Consider the following 22,736-nt stretch of genomic DNA (forward strand, 5'->3'; position numbering starts at 1 on the left):
AATTATATATGAATATTGTATATGTATGAGGAAAGGATCGTTTCACCGATGGCTTACAGTACCTCCTATCGGGCACCTCAAAACACGGCGAAGCGCAGGAAGCTATCCCCCAAGGCCCTCGTGCTCCTTTTGCTGGTGGTGGCTTTGCTGGCTGCGGCCATTTTTGGCTTTGCGGTGCTGACGGGCACCAGCCCGGCGCTGAACTGGGTATCCGTGCCCGCCATTGGAAGAGCCGATCGCATTGAACCTTTTAAGGATGGTTTTGTGAGTTTTTCACAGGGCAATCTGGTCTACTGGAACGCCCGGGGCAGCGCGGTTTGGACGCGGCCTGTCACGGCCGCGGAGATCGGCCTTAGGACCAGCGCCGACCTCATTATTCTCTACAGCAATAATTTTGTGACGGTGCTGGACGCAAACGGGCAGCAGACCTTTCAAAAACAGCTGGACCGGTATGTTGTGGGCGCCGATGCGATGGGCGAACGGGTGGCCATCCTGACAGCGGATACCACGGCGGCATCCCTGCAGGTCTACAATTTAAACGGCGACGTGGTGGACGAGATTCAGCTGGACCCGAGCGCCACCTTTGATTTTGGCATCGCCTCCCAGGACAAGCTCTGGACGCTGCAGACCGATCTTTCGGGCAGCGCCCTCAAAACGATTCTCACCACCTACAAGCCGGGCGAGTCCACCACGGGCATTGTCACCGGTGATCAGCTCCTTTACGACGCGGAGTTTTATCAAAACCAAACATTTTTAGTTGGTTCCCGCAATGTTCTATGTTACAATGACGTAGGCGAATCCCAAAAAAGCGAGTTCGTTTACGGCTGGAAGCTGGAGGATGTGTGGCGGGGCAAGAAGGATATCGCCTTTGCCTTTTCCGACGTGGCGGCCTCGGAGGAGGAACAGACGGCCTCCGGAAGCATCAACTACGTCAAAGTGGTGAAGGGGAAATCCGACGCCGTGACCTACAAAGCGCCCAAGGATACGCTGGCCGTGTGCATGGGCGAGGAAAAGGTTCATTTTATCACGCCTTCGGCGGTGGAAACGGTCTATTTGGCCAACGGGGAACGAAAGAACGTGGCTCTGCCCGATTCCATTGAGGCTGTCCGTGTCCTGTCCGGCGTGCCCGGCGTGATCGTCTATAAAGGAGAAAGCAGCTACTATCTGCCCCTCCCGTAGGAGGCCGGTGGTAATCCGAGGAGGCAGCATGAATATCGTTGACTATGTCATCGTGGCACTTTTCGCATTCAGCATACTGCTGGGATTTTATCAAGGATTCATCTCCAGCGGCAGCAACCTTATTGCGTTTTTTGTGTCCCTTTTGGGGGGCAAGCTGTTCTATGGCAGCCTGGCCAGCTCCCTGGTGAACAATACGGGGATCGTGGACACCATGCTTTATTACACCGACACGGCCCAGAGCATCGGGGTTACCGAGCTGATCAACGCCCCGATTTCCGCGCTTTCCGCCGATCAGGTGCAGAGCATCGTTCAGCAGTCCAACATGCCCTATCCCATCAATCAGATCCTGACAGAGAATATCACAAACCAGTCCCTGCAGGGACTGACCACGCTGGGAGAATACTTCAATTACAGCGTGATCTACTTTGTGATCAACGTGCTGTCCTTCGTGCTGCTGTTCCTTGCGATCTATATAGGCATCTCCATCATTCTCTCGCTGGTCAACTACACCGTCCGGTTCCCGCTGCTGAAGTATGGCGATCCGGTGGCGGGCGGCGTCTTTGGCGCGGTTCGGGGCATCTTTTGGTGCTACATCATCTTTCTTTTGGTGCCGGTGGTCTTTGCGGTTCTGCCCGCCGATCTCCTGACACCCTATCTGGACGAATCCACTTTTGCCCACTATTTTTACACCGACAGCTTCATCCTCAAGTGGTTTCACGGCTTTTTGGGATGACGGATATAATAAGGAGCGGTTATGCCGCTCCTTTTTTTGTGTCCATAGATGGGAACACATGATCTTGTTTCAAATGTTTCACGTGAAACATGGGGAGAATATAAAAAAGGGACGTTTCACGTGAAACATCCCTTGCCGGTTACTCTTGATCGAAGAACTCGTAAATCCGGTCCAGGTCGTCCCGGGAATAGTAATCGATCACGATGCGTCCCCGCTTCAAGGTTCCGTTTACCGTAACCTTGGTTCCCAGCTTTTCCCGCAGAGTCTGAGCAAAATCCTCGAACTCGGCGGGGAGGGGTGCCGCCTCCCTCGGTTTCTTTTTTTCGCTGGTCATCTTCTTGATGAGGGCCTCGCTTTGCCGGACACTGAGTTCCTGGGATTCCATCACCGCGGCGAGCTCCCGGCGAAGATCATCGCTCTCCACGGACAGGAGTGCCCGTGCATGACCGGCGGTGAGCGCGCCCGCAATGACCCGCTCCTGAAGATCATCAGGAAGTCTCAGCAGCCGAAGGGCGTTGGTGAGAGCGGGCCGGCTTTTGCCAAGATTGGCGGCGGCCTCCTCCTGGGTCAGATCAAAGGTGCCCATGTAGGCCTCAATAGCGGCGGCCTCCTCGATGGGGTTGAGGTCCTGCCGCTGCAGATTTTCCACCAGCGCCGCTTCGATAGCCGCCCGCTTTTCAAAATCCCGGACAATGGCGGGAATGGTGGGAAGTCCGAGGAGCCGGGCGGCCCGGTAACGGCGCTCGCCTGCCACAATCACGTAGTGCTCCGGCCCCTCGGGGCGAACCACGATGGGCTGGATCATGCCGTGGAGCTTCAGGGAATCGGCGAGCTGCCGGAGGGCCTCTTCATCAAAATGTTTCCGCGGCTGTGCGGGATCGGGATCTACCTGCGTGATGGGCAGATCCCGGACGGCGGAACCGGATACTTCCTCCGGGGCCATATCGGGGAGCAGTGCGCCCAATCCTTTTCCTAAGCGTTGCTTCATGCTTTTTTGCCTCCATTGCGTTCGATAATCTCGTCGGCCAGCGCCAGATAGGCCTGGGCGCCGATGCATCGTGCGTCGTAGAGAATGATGGGTAGCCCAAAACTGGGGGCCTCGCCCAGACGCACGTTGCGGGGGATAATGGTGTCATAGACCTTGCTGCGAAAATACTTGCGCACCTCGTCGGCAACCTGCATGCCCAGATTGGTGCGGCCGTCCAGCATGGTGAGCACCACACCTTCCACAGAAAGATCGGGATTGAGGTGGTTCTTGGCCAGCTGTACGGTATTCATCAGCTGTCCCACGCCTTCAAGAGCGTAATACTCGCACTGAATGGGGACCATCACCCGGTCGGCGGCAGTCAGCGCATTCAGGGTAAGCAATCCCAGCGAAGGGGGGCAGTCGATGAGGATGTAATCATAATAGGGGGCCAGCGGCTTCAAGGCGCTCTTCAAAATATATTCCCGGCTGGCTGCGGAGACCAGTTCCACTTCGGCGCCGGCCAGCTGGATGTTGGAGGGAACCAAAGACAGACCCGCCATGCTGGTGGTTACGATGGCCTTGTCGATAGGCACGCTGTTGATGAGCACATCGTAGGTGGAGGCGGGCACATGGGTCTTATCCACGCCGAGTCCGCTGGATGCATTGCCCTGGGGATCGAGGTCCACACAAAGTACGCGAAGGCCGCGATAGGCCAGGGAAGCCGCCACATTGATGGTGGTGGTGGTTTTGCCCACGCCGCCCTTCTGGTTGGCAATGGCGATTATTTTACCCAAATCAGATCACATCCTTTGATTGCTTTTATCATTATACCGTATAGTGGGGGTGATCCACAATGAAAAAAGCCAAGGAACGCATCCTTGGCCAAGAAAAATCTTCGTTAGATGGGGATCCCTTCGAGCCGTAAGAGGAATTTTTTGCGGTCAAGGCCGCCGCCATAGCCGCCCAGTGCGCCGTTGTGGTTGATCACCCGGTGACAGGGAACAATAATGGGAATGGGATTCCTGCCATTGGCGGCGCCCACCGCCCGGAACCCCTGGGGGGAGCCCACGCGCTGGGCCAGCTTGCGGTAGGAAATGGTATGGCCGTAGGGAATAAGGGTAAGCTCACGCCATACGCTGGTCTGAAAGGGCGTACCCACCATGTGCAGAGGCAGTTCAAACACCCGGCGGCTTCGGTTGAAATACTCGAAGAGCTGGGATTCGGCATGGAAGGGGTCGCCCTCTCCATCCACGGCAAGCTTGCCCCGCTCTATCAGCTTTTGCACCGGTTCCATGGAAAAATCCAGCCCCACAATGCCCTTTTCCGAGGACAACAGAAGAAGCGGACCGATAGGGGAAGGAATCCATTGCTGCACCACATGAAGTTTGGCCATAGCAGCCTCCTTCGAATTGATGGTTTTAGTATAGCATGGACCTGGAAGAAGCGCCAGCCATGTTGACAAGCTTTCTAACCGCAAGGTATAATACATTCGTTCGTATAAAGGCAGAAAAACGCCGTGTCTGAAGGCTTTTGAGACCTTTGACCGGCCCCAAATACAGCGGAGGCTTCCGCTGATTTTTCATGAAGGAGCAGCAAGTTATGACAGCCAAAGAATTGCGTGAAAAGTTTATCCAGTTCTTTCAGGAGAAGGGACATGCCGTCATTAAAAGCGCTTCCCTGATTCCGGAGAACGATCCCACGGTGCTGTTCACCACGGCGGGCATGCATCCGCTGGTACCCTATCTGATGGGGGAGAAGCATCCCATGGGTACCCGGCTCACCGATGCTCAGAAATGCCTCCGCACCGGCGATATCGACGAAGTGGGCGACGATGCCCACCTGACCTTCTTTGAAATGCTGGGCAACTGGTCCCTGGGCGATTATTTCAAGAAGGAAGCCATTGCCAACAGTTACGAGTTCCTGACCTCTCCAAAATGGCTGGGGCTGGACCCGGATCGGCTGGCTTTTTCGGTTTTTGCCGGGGATGAGCACGCGCCAAGGGATATGGAGTCCTATGAGCTTTGGCGGAGCATGGGCGTGCCGGAAGAAAAGATCTTTTTCTTGCCCCGGGAGAACAACTGGTGGGGCCCGGCGGGCATCACCGGTCCCTGCGGTCCGGATACCGAGATGTTCATTGACACGGGTAAGGAGAAATGCTGCCCCGAGTGTTCGCCCGCCTGCGACTGCGGTAAGTATTTGGAGATTTGGAACGACGTGTTCATGGAATACAACAAGACGGCTGAGGGCGACTATGAGCCGCTGGAGCAAAAGAATGTGGACACGGGCATGGGGCTTGAACGCACCATCTGCATTCTCCAGGGCAAATCCTCCGTGTACGACACCGATCTGTTTTTGCCCCTGCTGGAAAAGATTGAAGCGCTGAGCGGTAAACGCTATGGCGAGACGGAGGAGATCACCCGGGCCATGCGCATTGTGGCGGATCATATCCGAAGCGCCGTCTTTCTCTTAGGAGACGACCGGGCAGTCACCCCATCCAATGTGGATCAGGGCTATGTGCTGCGGAGGCTGATCCGCCGGGCGATCCGCTTCGGCATGCAGCTGGGCATGGCGGAAGGCTTCACACCGGAGGTGGCGGAAGTGGTGGTGAGTCAGTACCAAGACGCCTATGATGAGTTGACGCGGCACCGTGATTTTATCATGGATGAGCTGAAAAAGGAGGAGGGCCGCTTTCAGCGCACCCTGCGTCAGGGCCTTCGTGAGTTTGAAAAGGTGGTGGGCCGTCTCAAGGACGGCAAAGAAATCGACGGTATCTCCGCTTTCCACCTGTACGATACCTTTGGCTTCCCCATTGAAATGACGGTGGAGCTGGCCAAGGAGAAGGGGCTCACCGTGGATGTGGAGGGTTTTGAGGAAGCATTCAAGGAGCATCAGAAGAAGTCGCAGGCTGGGGCGGAACAGCGCTTCAAGGGCGGATTGGCCGATCAGACCGAGGAGACGGCCCGTCTGCACACGGCTACCCATTTGCTGCACGCTGCCCTGCGCCATTACCTTGGCGATGAAGTGGCCCAAAAGGGCAGCAATATCACCGCTGAGCGCCTGCGCTTTGACTTCTCCTTCGGCCGCAAGGTCACCAAGGAGGAACTGGGTCAGGTGGAGGCCTGGGTGAACGAGGCGATCGCTGCCGATGTGCCGGTCACCATGGAGGAGATGGATCTGGAGGCGGCCAAGGCCTCCGGCGCCATTGGCCTGTTTGAATCCAAATACGGCGAGAAGGTGAAGGTGTACACCATCGGCGGCTACTCTAAGGAGATCTGCGGCGGCCCCCATGCCGCCCACACCGGCGAGCTCAAACACTTCAAGATCAAGAAGGAGGAGAGTTCTTCGGCGGGCGTAAGACGGATCAAGGCCGTTCTAAATGATGGTTGAACGGCGCAGGAACGACTATAAATAACCATTGGAGGGATTTTCTGTGAAATATTGCATTGGCGTTGATATGGGCGGCACGACGACGAAGATCGGCCTGTTCTCATCGGAGGGCAAGCTGATGGACAAAAAAGAAATCCCGACCCGCGTCGCGATGGGGCGCAAAAGCGTTTTTCAGGATATCGCGGCGTGCATCCGAACGCTTACCCAAGATCATGGAGCCGCGCTTTCGGACTGCAGCGTGGGCATGGGCGTTCCCGGCCCTATCGACGAGACGGGCTATGCCGATGTGATGGTCAATTTGGATATGTATGACTTCTATCCGGGAAAGGAACTTTCCGAGCTTTTGGAAGGTATCCCGGTAAAAGCGGCCAACGATGCGAATGTGGCTGCGCTGGGCGAGATGTGGCAGGGCGGCGGCAGGGGATACAAAAGCCTGTTGTTTGTCACGCTGGGGACCGGCGTGGGCGGCGGCATCATTTTGAATGAAAAGATTCTGCACGGCGCCCATGGACTGGGCGGCGAGATCGGTCACATCTGGGTCAATCCGGATGAGCCGGAGACCTGCAACTGCGGAGGACACGGCTGTCTCGACCAGATGGCCTCCGCCACCGGGATCGTGCGCAACGCCAAGCGGTTTATGGCGAAGGCCGAAAAGCCCAGTGCGCTTGAAAAGTTTGACAACCTTACCGCCAAGGATGTCTTTGACGCGGCCAAGGCCGGGGACGAGGTTGCGGAAAAGACCGTGGATTACTGCATGGGATTTTTAGGCAAGAACATCGCGGACGTGACCTATGTCATCGATCCGGAAGTGGTCGTGATCGGCGGCGGACTTTCGAAGGCAGGACAGTATCTGCTAGACGTGGTTTACAACCACTACAAGCGGTATCCCAAATTGAAGAAATGCCTGTCCGATTTCCGTCTCGCTCAGCTGGGCGGCGATGCGGGCATGTACGGCGCAGCACGGCTGGCTCTCGAAGAAAAATAATCGTGTGAGATCAAAGCTCCCCCATCCCAATCGACGACCCCCGATGAAGAAAGGAGCCGGAAGACCTATGAAAATCACCTATCAGGAAGTGAACAAGCCTCAAAAGGATGCCGCGGCGCCGGTGCTGCTCAGCGATGAAACCATGAAGGAACGCAAGGAGAAGATTCTTGCGAGGATGCGCCAGCACAACCTGGATCAGCTGGTGATCTATGACGATGTGGAGCATGCCAACAATTTCATGTATCTGACGGGCTTTTTCACCCGCTTTGAAGAGGCGCTTTTGATCCTGAACCAGGATGGTACGGCGGTGCTGGCCCTGGGCAACGAAAACCTGAATAAATGCGGCAAATCCCGGCTGGAAGCGGATCCGGTCCATGTTTCGCTGTTCTCGCTGCCCAATCAGCCGAACCGGAAGGACTGCACCTTGAAGCAGCTTCTGGCGGAAGCGGGCATCGGGGCGGACAAACGGATCGGCATTGTCGGCTGGAAGCTGTTTACCAGCGTGGTGGAGGAAAACAAGCGGATGTTCGATGTTCCCGCCTATATTGTGGAGACCATTCGGGAGATTGCCGGGAATGCCCAGCTTGTCAACGCTACGGCACTGTTCATCGGCGAGGATGGCGCCCGAGTCACCAACAACGCCAACGAAATTGCCCACTATGAATACGGCGCCGCTCTTGCATCCGACTGCATGCTGGATGCCATGGATAAACTGGAGGCGGGTGTCAGCGAGCTGGAGCTGGGCGATGCCCTGGTGCGCAGCGGCCAGCATACCAGCGTGGTCACCATTGCAGCCAGCGGGCCCAGGTTTGTGAAGGCCAACATGTTCCCAACGGACAACAGGGTGAAGGTGGGCGACCCCATTTCGCTTACGGTGGGCTATGCCGGCGGCTCCTCCAGCCGCTCCGGCTATGCGGTGCATACGCAGGAGGAGCTTCCCGCGGGATGTGAGGAATACCTGGACCGGGTAGCCAAACCCTATTTTGGAGCCTATGCCACCTGGCTGGAAAACATCCGGATCGGTATGAAGGGTGATGCGCTGTTCCAGAAAATCGAGGAGGTCCTTCCCCGAAGCGAGTATCACTGGGGCCTTTGTCCCGGCCATCTGGTGGCGGAGGAGGAATGGCTCTGTTCGCCCGTCTATGAAGGGTCTAGCGAGGTTCTGCGCAGCGGCATGATCTTCCAGATTGACATCATTCCCTCCGTTCCCGGCTACGGCGGTGTGTGCGCTGAGAGCACGGTGGTGCTTGCGGATGAGGCTTTGAAGAAGGAGCTGCGGGAGCAGTATCCGGAGCTTTATGGACGGATGCAGGCGCGGGCCGCCTATCTTCGCCAGGAGCTCCATATCAACCTGTCTGAGGACGTTCTGCCCATGTGCAGCACGGTGGGCTATCTCAGGCCCTATCTGTTGAACAAAGGCTGGGCGCTGGCCGTGGCCCAGGACTGAGCACGGTTCCGCGGCCTAATGCAAAAACAAAAGCCCCATCTGTTCCCGAAGGAGCAGGTGGGGCTTTTTGATGGAACGTTAGCTTCTGGTTTTAGTCCGGATATTGAACTTGACCCGGAGCTTTATCTTTTGGGGCCGGCGGTGCCGGGGCTTGTGATCGATGATGATCTGACGGTATCGGGCGGCCACCCGGTCCACAATCTTTTCCCAGGGCTGAACCAAGGTTTTTTGGGCAGTTTGTCCCACCTCCAGAAGCTTGTCCCGATCGGAAAGCGCTTCTACGATGCGCTGGGCAATGGATTCGGGCGTAGCCTCATCGCAGAGGAAGCTGTTGATGTTGTCCAGGGAGGCTTCCGCCGCCGCATTGCTGCCCTTGACCAGCAGGGCGGGACAGGCCATAGCCGCCGCTTCCTTGACCACCAGCGGCGCGTTGTCATAGAGAGAGGGAAAGGTTAGAAGATCGGCGCACTGATAGAGGCCTTTCAACATGTCCCGATCGCGGATGGGCCCGGGCAGGCGCACCGAATCGGCGAGGCCAAGATTTTCAATCAGTTCCCGGTAATGGGCGCGATCCTTGCCTTCGCCCACGGAAAGCATCTGAAAGTCCACGCCCTTCTTTTTGACAATGGCCAGGGCTTCCAACAGCATGGGAATGTTCTTTTGATTGACCTGCTGGCCCACGAACAAAAGCAGAGGTTTGCCAGGAGTAAGCTGAAGCTGAGCCCGCACCCGGGCTTGCAGTTCGGGGCTGGGGAGGTCCACGGCCATGTCCACCCCATTGGGCATGATCTCGATTTCGCCTTTGTAGCCATAGGAGCGGAGGGTTTCCGCCGTGGCCTCATTTACCGACCATACATGGTCGGCCAGTGTAAAGAAACGGACGATGGGCCTTAAAGCCTGACGGGCCAGAAAGGGGCTGCCCACCGCTTCCAGAAAATCGTCATAGAATTTGGAGTGGAATGTGGCCACGATGGGGATATCCCGGCGCTTGGCGAAGCGCAACGCATCCCAGCCTGCCGTGAAGGGCGAATGGGCATGCACCAGCTGGGGATACTGGGCGGTCATGGCTTTGTGATAGCGATAGTCCAGCGCCGATACGCCAAAACGGTAGGGCGGCTTCTTGGGAACCGGCACCGAGGTGAAGCGATACACCGAAAAAGGATCGGTGTCCTCATAACCGGGGCAGCGGGGCGCCGCCACGTAGCAGCTTCCGTGTTTCCGGTTCAGCCAGTAGGCATAGTTTTTTACGCAGGTCACCACGCCGTCGATTACGGGCGAATAGGAGTCGATGTATTCACCGATCTGCATGGGTCAGGTCTCCTTTATAAAAGCCAAGTTACTTATTTTCCAGCATCAGCTTGTATTCCAGGGAATCGATGAGAGCAATCCAGCTGGCCTCCAGGATATTGGTGGAGACGCCCACCGTGCGCCAGGTCCGCTTTCCGTCGGTGGAGGCAATCTGCACCCGCACCCGGGCTGCCGTGGCGCCCTCCGAATTGAGCACCCGCACCTTGTAGTCCGTCAGATGCATGGCTTGGAGGGAGGGGAAAAATACGGACAAAGCGTCCCGCACCGCCAGATCCATGGCGTTTACCGGGCCGTCCCCCTCGGCGGCGGACAGGCGCTCCTTACCGCCCACCATCACTTTGATGACCGCCTTAGCGGAATTTTCGCCCTCGGGCCGCTCGCAGAAGACCGTAAAGTCCAAAATGGAGAAGGCCGGCTTGTACCGTCCAAGACATTTGATCACCATCAGCTCAAAGGAGGCCTCGGCGCCTTCAAACTGATAGCCCTCGAACTCCTTTTGCTTGAGCGCGTCCATGATCTGCTGGGTTTCGGGGCTGTCCTTCCGAAGACGGGGCTCGATCTGATGGAGTTTGGCCACAAGCCCGCTCCTGCCGCCCACCTCGGAAAGCAGGAACCGTCGGCTGTTGCCCACCGCATCGGGATTGAGATGTTCAAAGGTGGCGGGATTTTTCAAAATACCGTCCATATGCATGCCGCCCTTGTGGGCAAAAGCCGAGTTGCCCACATAGGGGGAGCGTTCATTGAAGGTGATGTTGGCCACATTGCTCACTTCCCGGGCCAGATGATAGAGCTGGGGCAGACTCTCCTGTGCCACGCAGGAAAGGCCCATCTTGAAGTGGAGCCCGGCAATGATGGGGATGAGATCGGCGTTTCCGCAGCGTTCACCAAACCCGTTGATGGTGCCCTGCACCATAGCGGCACCGGCCCGAACCGCCAGGAGGCTGGAACCGATGGCCATACCGCAGTCGTTGTGACAGTGAATGCCGATGGGCGTTTTCATCGTCTCCACCATCTTCCGGGTAATTTTTTCTATGTCCGTCAAAAAGGTACCGCCGTTGGTGTCGCAAAGGACCAGCCATGAAGCGCCGCCGGCCTCCGCAGCCCGAAGGGCGGCCAAGGCGTATTCGGGATTGTTTTGATAACCGTCAAAAAAGTGCTCACCATCAAAAACCACTTCCTTGCCCAGCCTCACCAGATAACGAATGGTCTTTTCGATCATGCGCAGGTTTTCCTCGGGAGAAGTCCGCAGAATGGTGGCCACATGGAAATCCCAGCATTTTCCAAATATGGCGCAGCAGGGCGTGTTGGCCCGAAGAAGAGCGGCCACGCCCGGATCCTCATCGGGCTCCATGCCCGGCCGGCAGGTGCTGCCAAAGGCCACGAGCTTGCTGTTTCTTAATGGAATTTCCGAGACACGGCGGAAAAACTCCACGTCCTTTGGATTGGAGCCGGGGTTGCCGCCTTCGACATAGTCGATGCCAAATTCATCCAAAAGCCTGACGATGCGCAGCTTGTCCTCCACGGTGAAGGACACGCCCTCCGACTGGGCTCCATCCCGGAGCGTGGTATCAAAAAGATGGATCTTCTGCATTTATTCCTCCAAAGGATCGGTATGGCTCAGGGCACCGAACTGGTCGAAAGGCCAGACCACCAGCCGGGCCTTGCCCACGATCTGAGACCTGTTCAGTTCTCCCACAATCCTCGAATCGGTGGAATTGGCCCGATTGTCCCCCATCACGAAGATGCAGTCCTGGGAAACGGTTACCGACGCCATGTCCTCATAGGGCCCACACTGGACGTAATCCTCGCTAAGGGGATTGCCGTTGACATACACGGTGCTGTCCCGGACGACCAGGGTGTCACCAGGCAGTCCGATGACCCGCTTCACGTAGTAGCCGCTCTGGCCGGGAAAGCGTACGATGACGATATCCCCGCGGTCGGGCATGCCGCCAAACCAGTAGTCGAACTTGGTGATGAGAACCCGTTCATCGGTGAAAAGCGTGGGCTGCATGGACGGGCCGTCCACCCGGGTGAAGGAGAATATGAAGAAATGGATCACAAGAGCGATACCCACCGCCCAGGCGATGGAAATAAGCCACTCCTTGGCTTCACTCTTCGGGGATTTCTTTTCTTTTTGACTCAACCTAAGACCTTCCTTCCGGCTGGTGTCAGACCGGTTCACCGGCCCGTTCCACCAGGCGTTTGACCCGCTTGGCATAGGCGGGACGCTCCAGCATCACGATTCTGCCGCAGGTGTTGCATTTGATTTTGATGTCGGCGCCCACCCGGATCACTGTCCAAAGGTCGCCGCCGCAGGGATGGGGCTTTTTGGTGCGCACAACATCGCCCAGTTCAATATCCATTGAGGTCATCCTTTCTGCATGGGAATGACCATGGCTGATTCGGCCAGGGGCACGCCATGCTGTGCGAACAGGTTTTTGATCTCCCGGCGGAGTTCCCGCTCCACCACCCAATGCTTGAGGGGGAGCACCTTGCAGATCACCCGGAGGGTGGTGCCGGCGGGAGAAATATCCGTCACGCCGATCACTTCCGGCTTCTCCACCAGAAGCTCATTGTGCTGGGCATATTTTTCCGACCCTTCCTTCATGAGAGAAAGAGCGGCGTTGATGTTGGCTTCATTGCTGACCACCAGGTCCACCACGGCCAGGATGTTGTCCCGGGAATAGTTGATGACCCGGGTGATGCTGCCGTTGGGGATAATGTTAAGTTCTCCGCGAAAACCCTTAATCCTCGTGGTGCGCAGGCCGATATGATCCACCGTACCCACCGCACCATCCAGTTCCACCCAGTCTCCGATGGCAATCTGGTCCTCAAAAATAAGAAAAATGCCGGCAAGAAGATCCTTGAACACGCTTTGGGCACCGATGCCCACGGCGATACCGCCGATGCCGGCCGTAGCCAAAAGGGATTGGGTGGTCACCGTGAGGCCCAGTACATCCAGGATACTGGCCACCGCCAGAAAATAGACGGCTACCCTCCAGATGTTGAGGGTTACCGACAGCAGCGTCTGGTATTTTCGTTCCTCCATGCGGAAGGGGCCCTTGCTGCGATGCACGAAAAACTTCCGGATCAGTTTTTGTCCGATCCAGATGACAACCTTGGCGATCAGAAGGATCACAATGATGCTGAGCACCACGTTGATCACGGTCCCCAGACCCTCGGGCAGGTCCTTGGTCAGAAAATGAAACCAGCTTGTCAAACCCTGTTCCTCCTTTTATGATGCGGTATCAGTATATCAAAAGGCAGGGAGGTTGTAAAACCTATGGGCGCTCCGTGAGGCGCAGCATAGCCAAAGCCAGAATATCCGTCAGGAAGGCCAGGTGGGACAGCTCAGTGTATTCATCCTTCTGATGCGTGACGTTTTCCTGCTCGGGCAGCAGAGCGCCGAAGGCCACGGCGTTTTGAATGTGCCGGGCATAGGTGCCGCCGCCGATGGCGAGGGGTCTTTCCGCCCGGCCGGTCTTCTCTTTGAATACGGCAAGCAGCGTGGAGACAAGCTCATTATCCTCCGGCACGTACAGCGGCGCTGTGCGGGAGAGAGGTTCCAGCGTAAATCCCATGGGCTGAAGGACGGAGATCATTCCTGAGGCTACATCCTCATAGGTGTAGGTGACGGGGTAGCGAATATCCACGTCCCCGGTGATCACCTGCCCGTCAAAGCCGAGGAGGCCAAGGTTGGCGGTGAGGGCGCCGGAAGGTTCGTCCCGGAAGGGAATATTGAGCCTCGCCCCATCGTGGGGCGCGTCGAAGCACCGGGCCAGCGCCCAAAGATCTGCTGCGGCCGGGTCATCGGTTGCTTCCTTAAGCGCCTTTGCCAACGCGATGGCGGCATTGGCGCCCAGCTCGGGACTGCTGCCGTGGGCGGAGCGCCCATAAACGGCGGCCCGTAGGATTCCGTTCTTTTCCGCGAGCTCGTGGGTATAGGGATGGGGCAGAGCCTCCAGGACCCGTGCCAGCACGGCCCGGCCACAGACAATCTCACAGGAGGCCGTGTCCGGCACCACGTTGGGGCGCACACCGGAGCGAAAGGACCGGAGCGTGGAACTGGTCCGGGCCTTCCTCAGCCGAAGATGGGTGATGCCCTTTTCCGCGTTGACCACCGGAAAGAGGGCGTCCGGGGAAAAGCTCATATCCGGCAGGGGGCAGTGCTCCCGATAGTAAGCCATGTCCCCCGATCCGGTTTCTTCATCGGTGCCAAAAATGAGGCGGATCTCCTTTTTGGGCTGAAACCCCGCGTCCCTTAGCACGGCCAGAGCATAGAGGGAGGCAATCGCCGGCCCCTTGTCGTCCGCCGTACCCCGGCCGACCATGCGGCCGTCCACAATTTCACCGGCGAAGGGCGGACAGCGCCAGCCATCCTCCGCCGGCACCACATCCAAATGGGTGAGCACGCCCAAGCTGCGCGTGCCCTCGCCATAGATCACCTCGCCGCAGTAACCGTCGATGCTGCGGGCTGTAAAACCAAGCTCCGCGGCAATAAGCAGCATCTCATTAAGACAGCGCCGCGATTCAAAACCGAAGGGGGCGCCCGGGCTGGGTTTGGACTTCACCGACGGGATTCGGACCAGCCGCTGCAGATCGCGCACCAGACCGGCCAATCTTTTTTCAACAAACCCTTCAAACATGCCGTTCCTCCTTTATGAAAATGGCGCATAATCGTAAGGATTATACGCCCTCGTTTCCACGACTTCATGATACACTTCTTTCGCCCATCGGGCAAGAGGCAAAGGGATTTCAAAAAGCATGTCGAAATATTGATGGTTAGGAGGTGAGCAGGTTGGACGAGGCCAATCATCACAGGGGACATCGACAGCGGGTGAAGGACCGTTATCTCCGGGAGGGGCTGGATCATTTCAAGGATCATGAGCTTCTGGAATTTCTGCTGTTCTACTGCGTTCCGCAAAAGGATACCAAGGGCATGGCCTACAAACTGCTCGATACCTTCGGCTCTTTGCACGGCGTACTGGAAGCGCCGCCGGAAATCCTGATGGAGAAGGGCGGCCTTACACAGAATATGGCCATCTTTTTAAGCGCTCTGCCGGCGATGGGCAGACGATACATGGAAAGCCGCTGGGGCGACAGACCGCGCCTGGACAGTTATCATAAGGCCGGTCAGTTTGCGGTGACGCTGATGATGGGCAGGCCTTACGAAGTTTTCTATGTGGTCTGCCTGGATGCGCAGAACCGCCTCATACATGCCGATCTCATCCATAAGGGCACGGTGGACCAATCGCCGGTTTATCCAAGAACGGTGGTGGAGGCGGCATTGAGTCACCATGCGGTCAGCGTGATTCTGGCCCACAACCATCCCGGAGGAACACTCAATCCCTCCGTAGCCGACGTGCATGTGACCGATGTGATCCGCCGGGCCCTCAAGCCCATCTCCATCAATGTGCTGGATCATATCGTGGTGGCGGGCGATCAGTTTTTTAGCTTTGCCAAAGAGCACCTTTTGGAGGATAATATAGTCTCGGAACCGGTTCCGGAATATTACAAAGGATAATGGAAGTGACTGAATGATTCGTGGACTGATAAAACTTATTTTAAGCTTGGCAAGCATTGTGGTGGTGGCCGAATGCGTGATTCAGGTACTGATTTTGATCGATTACACGGGGGACAAGGCGGAGAAGGCGGAGATAGCCTGGGTGCTGGGCGCGGCTTTGGACGATGAAGGTAAGGTGGAGGGCAGCCTCAAAACCCGGCTGGATAAGGCCGTGGAGCTCTACAAATACGGCTATGCGCCCCGGCTCATCGTCAGCGGCGGACGGCAGGTGGGCCAACTCATTTCAGAAGCTCAGGCAATGAAGACCTATCTTGTTCAAAACGGGGTGCCGGAGGACGCCATCATCACCGAGGAAACCGCTCTCAATACCTGGGAGAATCTTGAACGGTGCGGAGCCATCACCAAGGATCAGGGCTATGGCTCGGTGCTGGTGGTGACCAGCGATTTTCATGTCGCCCGCACGAAATGGATGCTGAAGGATCAGGGGTACGAAAATATGCTGGTGGTGGCGGCGGAGTCGCCCAAGAATTGGGCCACCAAGATTGCCAATCATCTTCAGGAATCGGTGTCCGTGGTTAAATATGGCTACAATAAGCTGAAGGGCAGCCTGTAAAAGAAAAAACACCCAAAAGGGTGTTTTTTATTGATTTTTACCCAGCCGAAGGTCCCGGCCCTCGAAGCGGATCACATGGGCTGCCTCGAGATTGATGAGGCGGGAGGCAAGCCGCTCACCGTAGTGGCGCTTGATCTGGGAGGGAGCCAGATTGGTGGCAACCAAAGTGTGCCGGCCCCGCTGAATGCGCTCGTTTAAGAGATTGAACAGATATTCCACGGTGATGTTGTTCATCATGGGCTCGGTCCCCAGATCGTCAAGGGCGAGAAGCTCCGTCTCCACAAGAGGCGTCAAGGAGACGTTCTCTCCCCGGTGACGGCTGCGAAACAGCTCGAACAGGTTGAAAGCGGTGATTTTCATGGCGGAGTGCCCCTCATCCAGCACCCTTTTAACGATGCAGGAGAGAAGATAACTTTTACCCACCCCGGTGGGTCCGAAAAAGAGCAGATTCTTTTTTTCCGTGTGGGGGAAGTTTTCAGCATAGCTGTAGCACAGCTCATGGACCTTCGTCATATAAGGCCAAAGCTCCTCGTCGTACACATGCAGATCGAAGGATTCAAAATTTTGGTGGAGGGGATCGATGAGATTGGATTGAGCGTAAGCGTCCATGAGCAGCGTTTTGCGCACGCAGCTGCAAAGCCGCTTTTCCTTCCGGCCCACATAACCCGTGTCCCGGCACAGGGGACAGCGGTGAACCGGCTCCAGGTAGTCCTCGGGATAACCATGGGCCGTCAAAAGGCGGTGGATTTCCTCGATCATCCGATCCGCTTCCTCGCCGTAGGCCTTGGCCTTTTCCGGATCGAGAAGGGCGGCGCGGACCCGGGACAGCTGGGCCTTTTGCCGGGCGTTCTCCAATTCACCAAAGCCGGGAAGCGATCTTTGCAGCTCGGCTTTTTTGGTCTCGATGGCCCGCTGCTGTTCGTCGCGGTACTGCGTATATTCCATTAGGATATCGGAAAGATTGGCCATCATCAACCCTCTTTATAATTTGGTGTAGAGTTCATCCAGCTTGCTGTCGTCCCCGTCCTCCCGGGAAATAAAATCCTGCGGGCGCGGGGAGCGAATGGACAGCTGTTCGTGACTGTCGTGCTCCTGTCGGGCGGCCTCCACGGAGGTGATATTGTGTTCCCGCCACCCCTGGAGAATCTTGCTCATAAAGGGCCAGGGATTTTTGGCGCCCTGGGCGTATTCCGCCGCAAGAGCCAGCATCTCCTGGGAGAAGCCCCATTCCTTCTTCCAAAGGTTAAAACGGTTCCGATCATTTTGCGTGGGCCGGCGCACGAGGCCAAGGGCCTTCAGGACCTCCGCCACGCCCGCTTCATCCTCGATCCTTACCGTCAAATGCCGCTCAATCTCCTCGGGGCGCACGAGGCCTGCCTCCGACCATTCGGCAAGGAGGGACTCCATATCCTCGAAACGGTGGCGCCCCTGCCGGTTGCATTCCCGGGCGGCCAGCACAAGAACTTGAGGGTCCGCCTTGCCGGCTTGCCAGCTTTTGAAGTGCTCCAGCTGACGGCGGGTGGGATCGGTGCGGGTGCTGCCCAGCTCCAATAAAAGCCTTTTGGCCTCATCATAGGCCCGGTGGCCTTCACTATTTTGAATGGCCTCGGCGCTGATCAATCCTTCGTCCCTGTAGTCGGCAAGTATCCTGTCCAGATAGCCAAAGCTGGGATTGCGGGATTTGGTGGATTCGGCACAGGCCGCCAAAACGGCCTCCGCCGTGAACCCCCAAGCCATCCACTTCTGATAAAGTTTTTCCTCGTCTTTGGTGGGCAGGCGGTAGAGGCCAAGATGCTTCAAAATCCGGGAAATATCGCTTCGAAGAAGCGCCTGCTGCTCCAGGTAATTCCACGCCGCCTCCGCCGTGTTGATGCCATCCTTGGCCCAGCCCAGGCACACCTTATCGATATACTTGATGGACACGTCCTGCCCATTTTTGGCGGTATCGATACTGTATTTGACGGCGAGAAGAGCCACTTCCTGGGGCAGTTTGTAATCCTCCAGCCATCCGATAGCCGTTTGAAGATCCTGAGGCACCAATAGACGGCTGCCAAAAAGGGCCTGCAGACTCTGCGTGTAGGACCGATAGCGGGAGAAGATTTCCGGCTCCGGCGCCCTGTCCTGGAACATGACGCCCTTTACATTGCAGTATTGCACGGTAAAGGGATCGTCCAGCACGATCAGGACCACACCCTGCTGCTGCCAGTAATAAAACGCATCCCTCACCGCCTGGGGCTCCATCCGAAGGGCCCGGGCCATGGCGGCAAGATCGCTGTGCCCCCCGCCGTAATAGCACATCTTAAGACCATAAAGGTAGACTTTCACGTATTCGCCCGGCGCCTGCAGCATGAATTCCTCGATAAAAAGATTTTCCACCGGGGTGATATCCAGCATATGATTTTCCTTGGAAAAGCTGCAAATTGCACTCAAGCCTTCTACCTTCTTTCATGATGGTACAAACTATTATAGCGGATTTCCGTCCGTTGGGGAAGGGCAAAATCATCCATACTATTTGGAGAGGCAAGGGAATAATTTAGTTAAAAAGGGATGGTGAACAACCGGAAAGGGGCGGCAGTGAAAGGATTAAAAGAAATGAACCGCCGGCGCTGGAGCTATCTGGCCCTGGCAATTGCAGCACTGATTTTAATAGGCGTATGTTTCTGGCCGGGGGCGAAACCCGCGCCCAATGTGGACAAAGCTTCAAAGGATCTGTCAAATTATGAGCTTTCCCTGAGCCTAGATACGGTCACCCAGACTCTCAGTGGACGGCTCAGGCTGGACTACGTGAACGGCGCCATGGCCCAGATGGACACCCTCTACTTCCATTTATATCCCAATGCCTTTGCCAAAGCGGAGACGGCGCCCTTTCCGGAAAATGAGTGGTCCCTTGCCTATCCCAAGGGTTTCTCGCCCGGCGGCATTAAGATCAGCCGCGTCACCGCCGGCGGCCAGCCGGTGGTCTATGCCGTGGAAGGGGAGATAAACACCAACCTCAAGGTGGTGCTGCCCGCCGTCCTGACCCATGGGGAACGCATCACGCTGGAGATGGACTACATCGTTCAGCTTCCCCACTGCGAGGGCCGATTCGGCTACGGAACGGACACCTATAACCTGGCAAACTGCTATCCCATCGCCTGCGTATACGATGAAAACGGGTGGAACCGGGACCCCTATACCGCAGTGGGCGATCCTTTTTACAGCGATATGGCCAACTACCGCGTGATCTTCTCCGCGCCGGAGAGCATGGTGGTGGCGGCAACCGGCGATCTTACCAAGGAGGAGAGCCGCCAGGGCGTAACCATCCGCACCTATGAGGCCAAAGCAGTGCGGGATTATGCCATTGTGGGCAGCGAAAAGTTCCAGCGCCTGGAGCGAAGGGTAGGGAAAACCACCGTCTACGCCTATGGGTTCACCGGTGAAAATCTGGAGAGGGCGCTGGACGCCGGCGCCGCCGCCCTTCGAATTTACAACCGTCTTTTTGCCACCTATCCATACCGCCAACTCAGCGTGGTGGAAGCCAATTTCTATATCGGCGGCATGGAGTTTCCCAACCTGGTGATGATCGATACCAGCCTGTACGGCCCGGGGAACGAGGATTGGCTGGAGATGGTGGTGGCCCATGAGGTTGCTCATCAGTGGTGGTATCAGCTGGTGGGCAACAATGAGGTGAAGGAGCCCTGGCTGGACGAGGCATTGACGCAGGCCTCCACCGTGCTGTACTTTGGCGAACGGTACGGCAAGGCCAGGGAGGAGGTGGCTTATGATGCTTATCTAAGAAGCAGCTTTGAACGCATCAAGCTTGGCAAAAACTTTTTCCCCAGCGGGTCTCAGGTGGTGGACCGCCCCATCACCGAGTTCCAAAATTCTGCCGAGTATGACAGCATCGTCTATGGCAAGGGCGGCATGATGGTGCTGGATCTTCGGGATCAGATGGGTGAGAAAAAATTCTATCGGTTCCTCGGCAGCTATTTCGATCAAAATGTATTTGGAAACGCCACGGAAGCCGATTTTGTTGCCGCAGCCCGGGAAGCAACCGGACAGAACTGGGATCCAGTCATTCAGGATTGGCTGAAAAATGATTTGGAGTAATGTAAACTGTACGATCGCATATTGGTTGACAATAGAGCCGCCTTCCTTTATAGTATGAAAAGGGAGGCGAATACGAATGAAGAAGACCAGACTGCCGGTACGGGATATGACGATGGTCGCCCTTTTCGCGGCGCTGATCGCCATCATGGCCCAGATATCCATACCCACACCCTTTGGCATACCCTTTACCATGCAGGTTTTTGCGGTGCTCCTCACCGCGGGCATTTTGGGAAGCAGACTGTCCCTGTGGACGCTGGCCGTGTATGTGCTTCTCGGCGCGGTTGGACTGCCCGTATTCTCCCAGGGGAATGCGGGGCTTCGAGCCTTGGTGGGGCCTACGGGCGGTTTTATTGTGGGATTCTTTTTAGCGGCGTTTCTGGTGGGCTGGATGAGCCGCCGTTTTGAAGAGAAAGGCACGACACCCTTCAAACGCTATGCTGCGCTGCTCGTTCCCATGATCCTGGGCATTTTGGTTATCCATATTTTCGGCGTTGTTCAATATTCGCTGGTGATGTCCAGACCCTTGGGGGAGGCTTTCGGCGTGGTGAGCGCCGCCTTTTTGCCCCTTGATCTGGTGAAGGCGGCGCTGGCCGCCTGGTTTGCTCAGCTGATCCGTAGGAGGCTGCCCCATTAAACCTTTGATGAACCTGGACCGGCCCCAAATGCCGGTCCTTTTTTGCGTCATAATTGGAGGAGGACAGGCATAGTTTAAAATGTTCTGGGGCTGTCCATAATGAAAAAAGTCCAGAAATTTGACTTTTCGCAACAATTTCGTTATAATACTGAGATGATTATGTAACCTGGATGCTCAGCATCCTGAAAAGGAGGAATTGCCTTGCTGCCCATACGGGGCGATAAGAAATATGTCCCCAACGCGTCCGGCGGTATCCGCACGCGAAGTTCCGGTCTTTTCATGGGACCGGGCCGGGGACCCGAACTGCCCAAGGCCGAGGAGCCGAAGGTGGAGGAGCCCAAGAAAAAACGAAAAATCAAGCGTCCGTTTATCTATGTGCTGGTGTGCATTCTTGCACTCACCCTAGGCTTTACGGGCTTTAAGCTGCTGTACGATCCCCACATGACCGCCTATCAGGTGCTGCTGGATGGGTTTGAGATCGGCGTGGTGGCCGACGCCTCTCAGCTGCCCGAGCTGTTTGGGACGCTGCAGGACGAGAAGGAGCAGGATATCGGCGTGCCCTTGGTCCGCGATCAGGAACTGACCATTGAGCCGGTGAAGGTCATGGCGGAAAACGTGGCGAGTGAGGACCAGATTGAGTCCAATCTGTCCCGCTACCTCACCGATACGGTGGAGGCGGAAGGCGTTTACGTGAACGGTCAGCTGGCCGTGGTAACCCAGACGGAAGAGGATGCTCAATGGGTGCTGGAACAGGCGCTGGAGCCCTACGAACAAATCAAGACGGAAAAGGATGTCAAGGATATCAAATTCCTGGAGAACGTGGAAACCAAGCCTGTGGAGGTCTCCTACGAACGTGTCCAGGCAAAGGAGGAGGCTTACACCACCCTCACCGTTGGCTCCAATGAGCACCAGGAATACACTGTCAAAAAGGGCGACACCCTTTGGAGTATTGCGCAGAACAACGATATTCGCATCAGCGATATTCGAAAGGCCAACCCCGAAGTTTCCGCCACGGACGTGATTAACGTGGGACAGAAACTGGATCTGACGGTGACCCAGAACCTGGTCAATGTGCAGTATGTGGAAACCCTCACCCGGGAAGAGGAGCTCAAATATGAGACCGAGGTCCAGCAGGATGACACCATGTACAACACCCAAAAGAAGGTCATCCAGGAGGGCAAGATCGGAAAGCGCCAAGTGGTGACGGAAGTGACCAAGGTCAACGGCGTGGAAGTGAGCAACAAGGTGGTTCAGGAAACGGTGCTGGAGCCCGCGGTGAACGAGATCATCGCGAAAGGAACCAAGGAGCCGCCCAAGGATACGCCTGCGTCCAGCGGCGGCGGCGGAACGTCCGCCTCTGGCTTTGGCTGGCCCACCTCCGGTCCGCTGACCAGCGGCTACGGCACACGCTGGGGCCGGCTGCACGCCGGCATCGATATCGCGGTGGCCACCGGCACCCCCGTATACGCATCCAAGAGCGGTACGGTGATCGCCTCCGGCTGGTATTCGGGCTACGGCAAGCTGGTTAAAGTGGACCATGGCAACGGCCAGGTCACCTATTACGCTCACAACAGCAAGCTTTTGGTGAACACGGGAACCAAGGTGAGCAAGGGCCAGCTCCTGTGTCTGTCCGGCAACACGGGAAACAGTACAGGTCCCCACTGCCATTTCGAGATCCGTATCAATGGCTCGCCGGTAAATCCCATGAAGTATCTGCCTTAAATTTAAAAGCTCCAAAGCTGTGCCGCTTTGGAGCTTTTTGTATGGGTTCAACATCAAAAATGGCATAAAACGGTGCTTTGTCCAGGTGAAAGCGCTTGATTCGGCCAGTTGACGGTGTTAAAATGGAACCAGATTGAAAATGGGGGTG

General features: G+C 56.6%; 21 protein-coding genes. 10 read left to right on the top strand and 11 right to left on the bottom strand.

The window, feature by feature from the left end; all coding sequences use genetic code 11:
* Positions 1-48 precede the first annotated feature (48 nt).
* Together H8696_RS09560 and H8696_RS09565 are read left to right on the top strand one after the other, a co-directional pair.
* Positions 49-1,179: a DUF5711 family protein gene (locus tag H8696_RS09560; RefSeq protein WP_249317164.1), complete on the top strand. Its 1,131-nt coding sequence runs from the start codon at positions 49-51 to the stop codon at positions 1,177-1,179.
* Positions 1,180-1,207: 28 nt separating this feature from the next.
* Positions 1,208-1,912, top strand: coding sequence for a CvpA family protein (locus tag H8696_RS09565; RefSeq protein WP_249317170.1), 705 nt, complete (start codon positions 1,208-1,210; stop codon positions 1,910-1,912).
* 139 nt (positions 1,913-2,051) lie between these two features.
* On the opposite strand, the gene H8696_RS09570 is transcribed toward H8696_RS09565, so the two are convergent.
* From H8696_RS09570 to H8696_RS09580, 3 genes are all read right to left on the bottom strand, one after another.
* Complete coding sequence (locus H8696_RS09570) at positions 2,052-2,900, bottom strand: ParB/RepB/Spo0J family partition protein (RefSeq protein WP_249317173.1); 849 nt, start codon at positions 2,898-2,900, stop codon at positions 2,052-2,054.
* The gene (locus H8696_RS09575) at positions 2,897-3,673 is read right to left on the bottom strand and encodes a ParA family protein (RefSeq protein ID WP_249317175.1); all 777 of its coding nucleotides are present in this window, start codon (positions 3,671-3,673) and stop codon (positions 2,897-2,899) included. The genes H8696_RS09570 and H8696_RS09575 overlap by 4 nt, the downstream gene beginning before the upstream one ends.
* Before the next feature lie 104 nt (positions 3,674-3,777).
* Positions 3,778-4,272 (bottom strand): methylated-DNA--[protein]-cysteine S-methyltransferase, encoded by a 495-nt coding sequence (locus H8696_RS09580; protein ID WP_249317178.1) that lies wholly within the window; start codon positions 4,270-4,272, stop codon positions 3,778-3,780.
* Between the two features lie 206 nt (positions 4,273-4,478).
* Between H8696_RS09580 and H8696_RS09585 the strand changes: the two genes are divergently transcribed.
* The 3 genes from H8696_RS09585 to H8696_RS09595 all read left to right on the top strand — a co-directional run bounded on the left by H8696_RS09585 (position 4,479) and on the right by H8696_RS09595 (position 8,698).
* Positions 4,479-6,266 carry an alanine--tRNA ligase gene (locus H8696_RS09585; RefSeq protein ID WP_249317181.1) on the top strand — a complete coding sequence of 596 codons (1,788 nt, stop codon included), beginning with the start codon at positions 4,479-4,481 and terminating at the stop codon, positions 6,264-6,266.
* A gap of 43 nt (positions 6,267-6,309) precedes the next feature.
* Entirely contained in the window at positions 6,310-7,251 is a 942-nt protein-coding gene (locus tag H8696_RS09590; protein ID WP_330605419.1) for an ROK family glucokinase, read from the top strand.
* A gap of 67 nt (positions 7,252-7,318) precedes the next feature.
* Positions 7,319-8,698, top strand: coding sequence for a M24 family metallopeptidase (locus H8696_RS09595; RefSeq protein WP_249317184.1), 1,380 nt, complete (start codon positions 7,319-7,321; stop codon positions 8,696-8,698).
* 78 nt (positions 8,699-8,776) lie between these two features.
* Here the strand turns inward: H8696_RS09595 and H8696_RS09600 are convergent, their stop codons facing one another.
* The 6 genes from H8696_RS09600 to pepV all read right to left on the bottom strand — a co-directional run bounded on the left by H8696_RS09600 (position 8,777) and on the right by pepV (position 14,652).
* The gene (locus H8696_RS09600; RefSeq protein ID WP_249317186.1) at positions 8,777-10,006 is read right to left on the bottom strand and encodes a glycosyltransferase; all 1,230 of its coding nucleotides are present in this window, start codon (positions 10,004-10,006) and stop codon (positions 8,777-8,779) included.
* A gap of 28 nt (positions 10,007-10,034) precedes the next feature.
* Positions 10,035-11,597, bottom strand: a complete 1,563-nt coding sequence (gene cimA / locus H8696_RS09605) for a citramalate synthase (RefSeq protein WP_249317189.1) — start codon at positions 11,595-11,597, stop codon at positions 10,035-10,037.
* The gene (gene lepB / locus H8696_RS09610) at positions 11,598-12,149 is read right to left on the bottom strand and encodes a signal peptidase I (RefSeq protein WP_249317191.1); all 552 of its coding nucleotides are present in this window, start codon (positions 12,147-12,149) and stop codon (positions 11,598-11,600) included.
* Between the two features lie 25 nt (positions 12,150-12,174).
* A complete protein-coding gene (locus H8696_RS09615) occupies positions 12,175-12,369 on the bottom strand; it encodes a DUF951 domain-containing protein (RefSeq protein ID WP_330605420.1) in 195 nt (64 codons plus the stop codon).
* Between the two features lie 5 nt (positions 12,370-12,374).
* On the bottom strand, positions 12,375-13,226 hold the full coding sequence (locus H8696_RS09620) for a mechanosensitive ion channel family protein (protein WP_249317196.1): 852 nt from the start codon (positions 13,224-13,226) through the stop codon (positions 12,375-12,377).
* Positions 13,227-13,287: 61 nt separating this feature from the next.
* Complete coding sequence (gene pepV / locus H8696_RS09625; RefSeq protein WP_249317198.1) at positions 13,288-14,652, bottom strand: dipeptidase PepV; 1,365 nt, start codon at positions 14,650-14,652, stop codon at positions 13,288-13,290.
* Between the two features lie 152 nt (positions 14,653-14,804).
* Between pepV and radC the strand changes: the two genes are divergently transcribed.
* Positions 14,805-15,530 (top strand): RadC family protein, encoded by a 726-nt coding sequence (gene radC / locus H8696_RS09630; protein WP_249317200.1) that lies wholly within the window; start codon positions 14,805-14,807, stop codon positions 15,528-15,530.
* Positions 15,531-15,543: 13 nt separating this feature from the next.
* Entirely contained in the window at positions 15,544-16,143 is a 600-nt protein-coding gene (locus tag H8696_RS09635) for a YdcF family protein (protein WP_249317202.1), read from the top strand.
* A gap of 27 nt (positions 16,144-16,170) precedes the next feature.
* On the opposite strand, the gene H8696_RS09640 is transcribed toward H8696_RS09635, so the two are convergent.
* Together H8696_RS09640 and H8696_RS09645 are read right to left on the bottom strand one after the other, a co-directional pair.
* Positions 16,171-17,112, bottom strand: coding sequence for an ATP-binding protein (locus H8696_RS09640; protein WP_249317203.1), 942 nt, complete (start codon positions 17,110-17,112; stop codon positions 16,171-16,173).
* Positions 17,113-17,124: 12 nt separating this feature from the next.
* On the bottom strand, positions 17,125-18,573 hold the full coding sequence (locus tag H8696_RS09645) for a DnaD domain protein (RefSeq protein ID WP_249317205.1): 1,449 nt from the start codon (positions 18,571-18,573) through the stop codon (positions 17,125-17,127).
* Between the two features lie 144 nt (positions 18,574-18,717).
* On the opposite strand from H8696_RS09645, the gene H8696_RS11355 reads away from it, so the two are divergent.
* The 3 genes from H8696_RS11355 (at position 18,718) to H8696_RS09660 (ending at position 22,588) form a co-directional block, all read left to right on the top strand.
* Entirely contained in the window at positions 18,718-20,232 is a 1,515-nt protein-coding gene (locus H8696_RS11355; RefSeq protein WP_249317207.1) for a M1 family metallopeptidase, read from the top strand.
* 76 nt (positions 20,233-20,308) lie between these two features.
* A complete protein-coding gene (locus tag H8696_RS09655; RefSeq protein WP_249317209.1) occupies positions 20,309-20,866 on the top strand; it encodes a biotin transporter BioY in 558 nt (185 codons plus the stop codon).
* Between the two features lie 201 nt (positions 20,867-21,067).
* Positions 21,068-22,588 carry a peptidoglycan DD-metalloendopeptidase family protein gene (locus H8696_RS09660; protein WP_249317211.1) on the top strand — a complete coding sequence of 507 codons (1,521 nt, stop codon included), beginning with the start codon at positions 21,068-21,070 and terminating at the stop codon, positions 22,586-22,588.
* Positions 22,589-22,736 lie beyond the last annotated feature (148 nt).

The sequence above is a fragment of the Gehongia tenuis genome (assembly GCF_014384795.1).
GTDB classification, from domain to species: domain Bacteria; phylum Bacillota; class Clostridia; order Christensenellales; family NSJ-53; genus Gehongia; species Gehongia tenuis.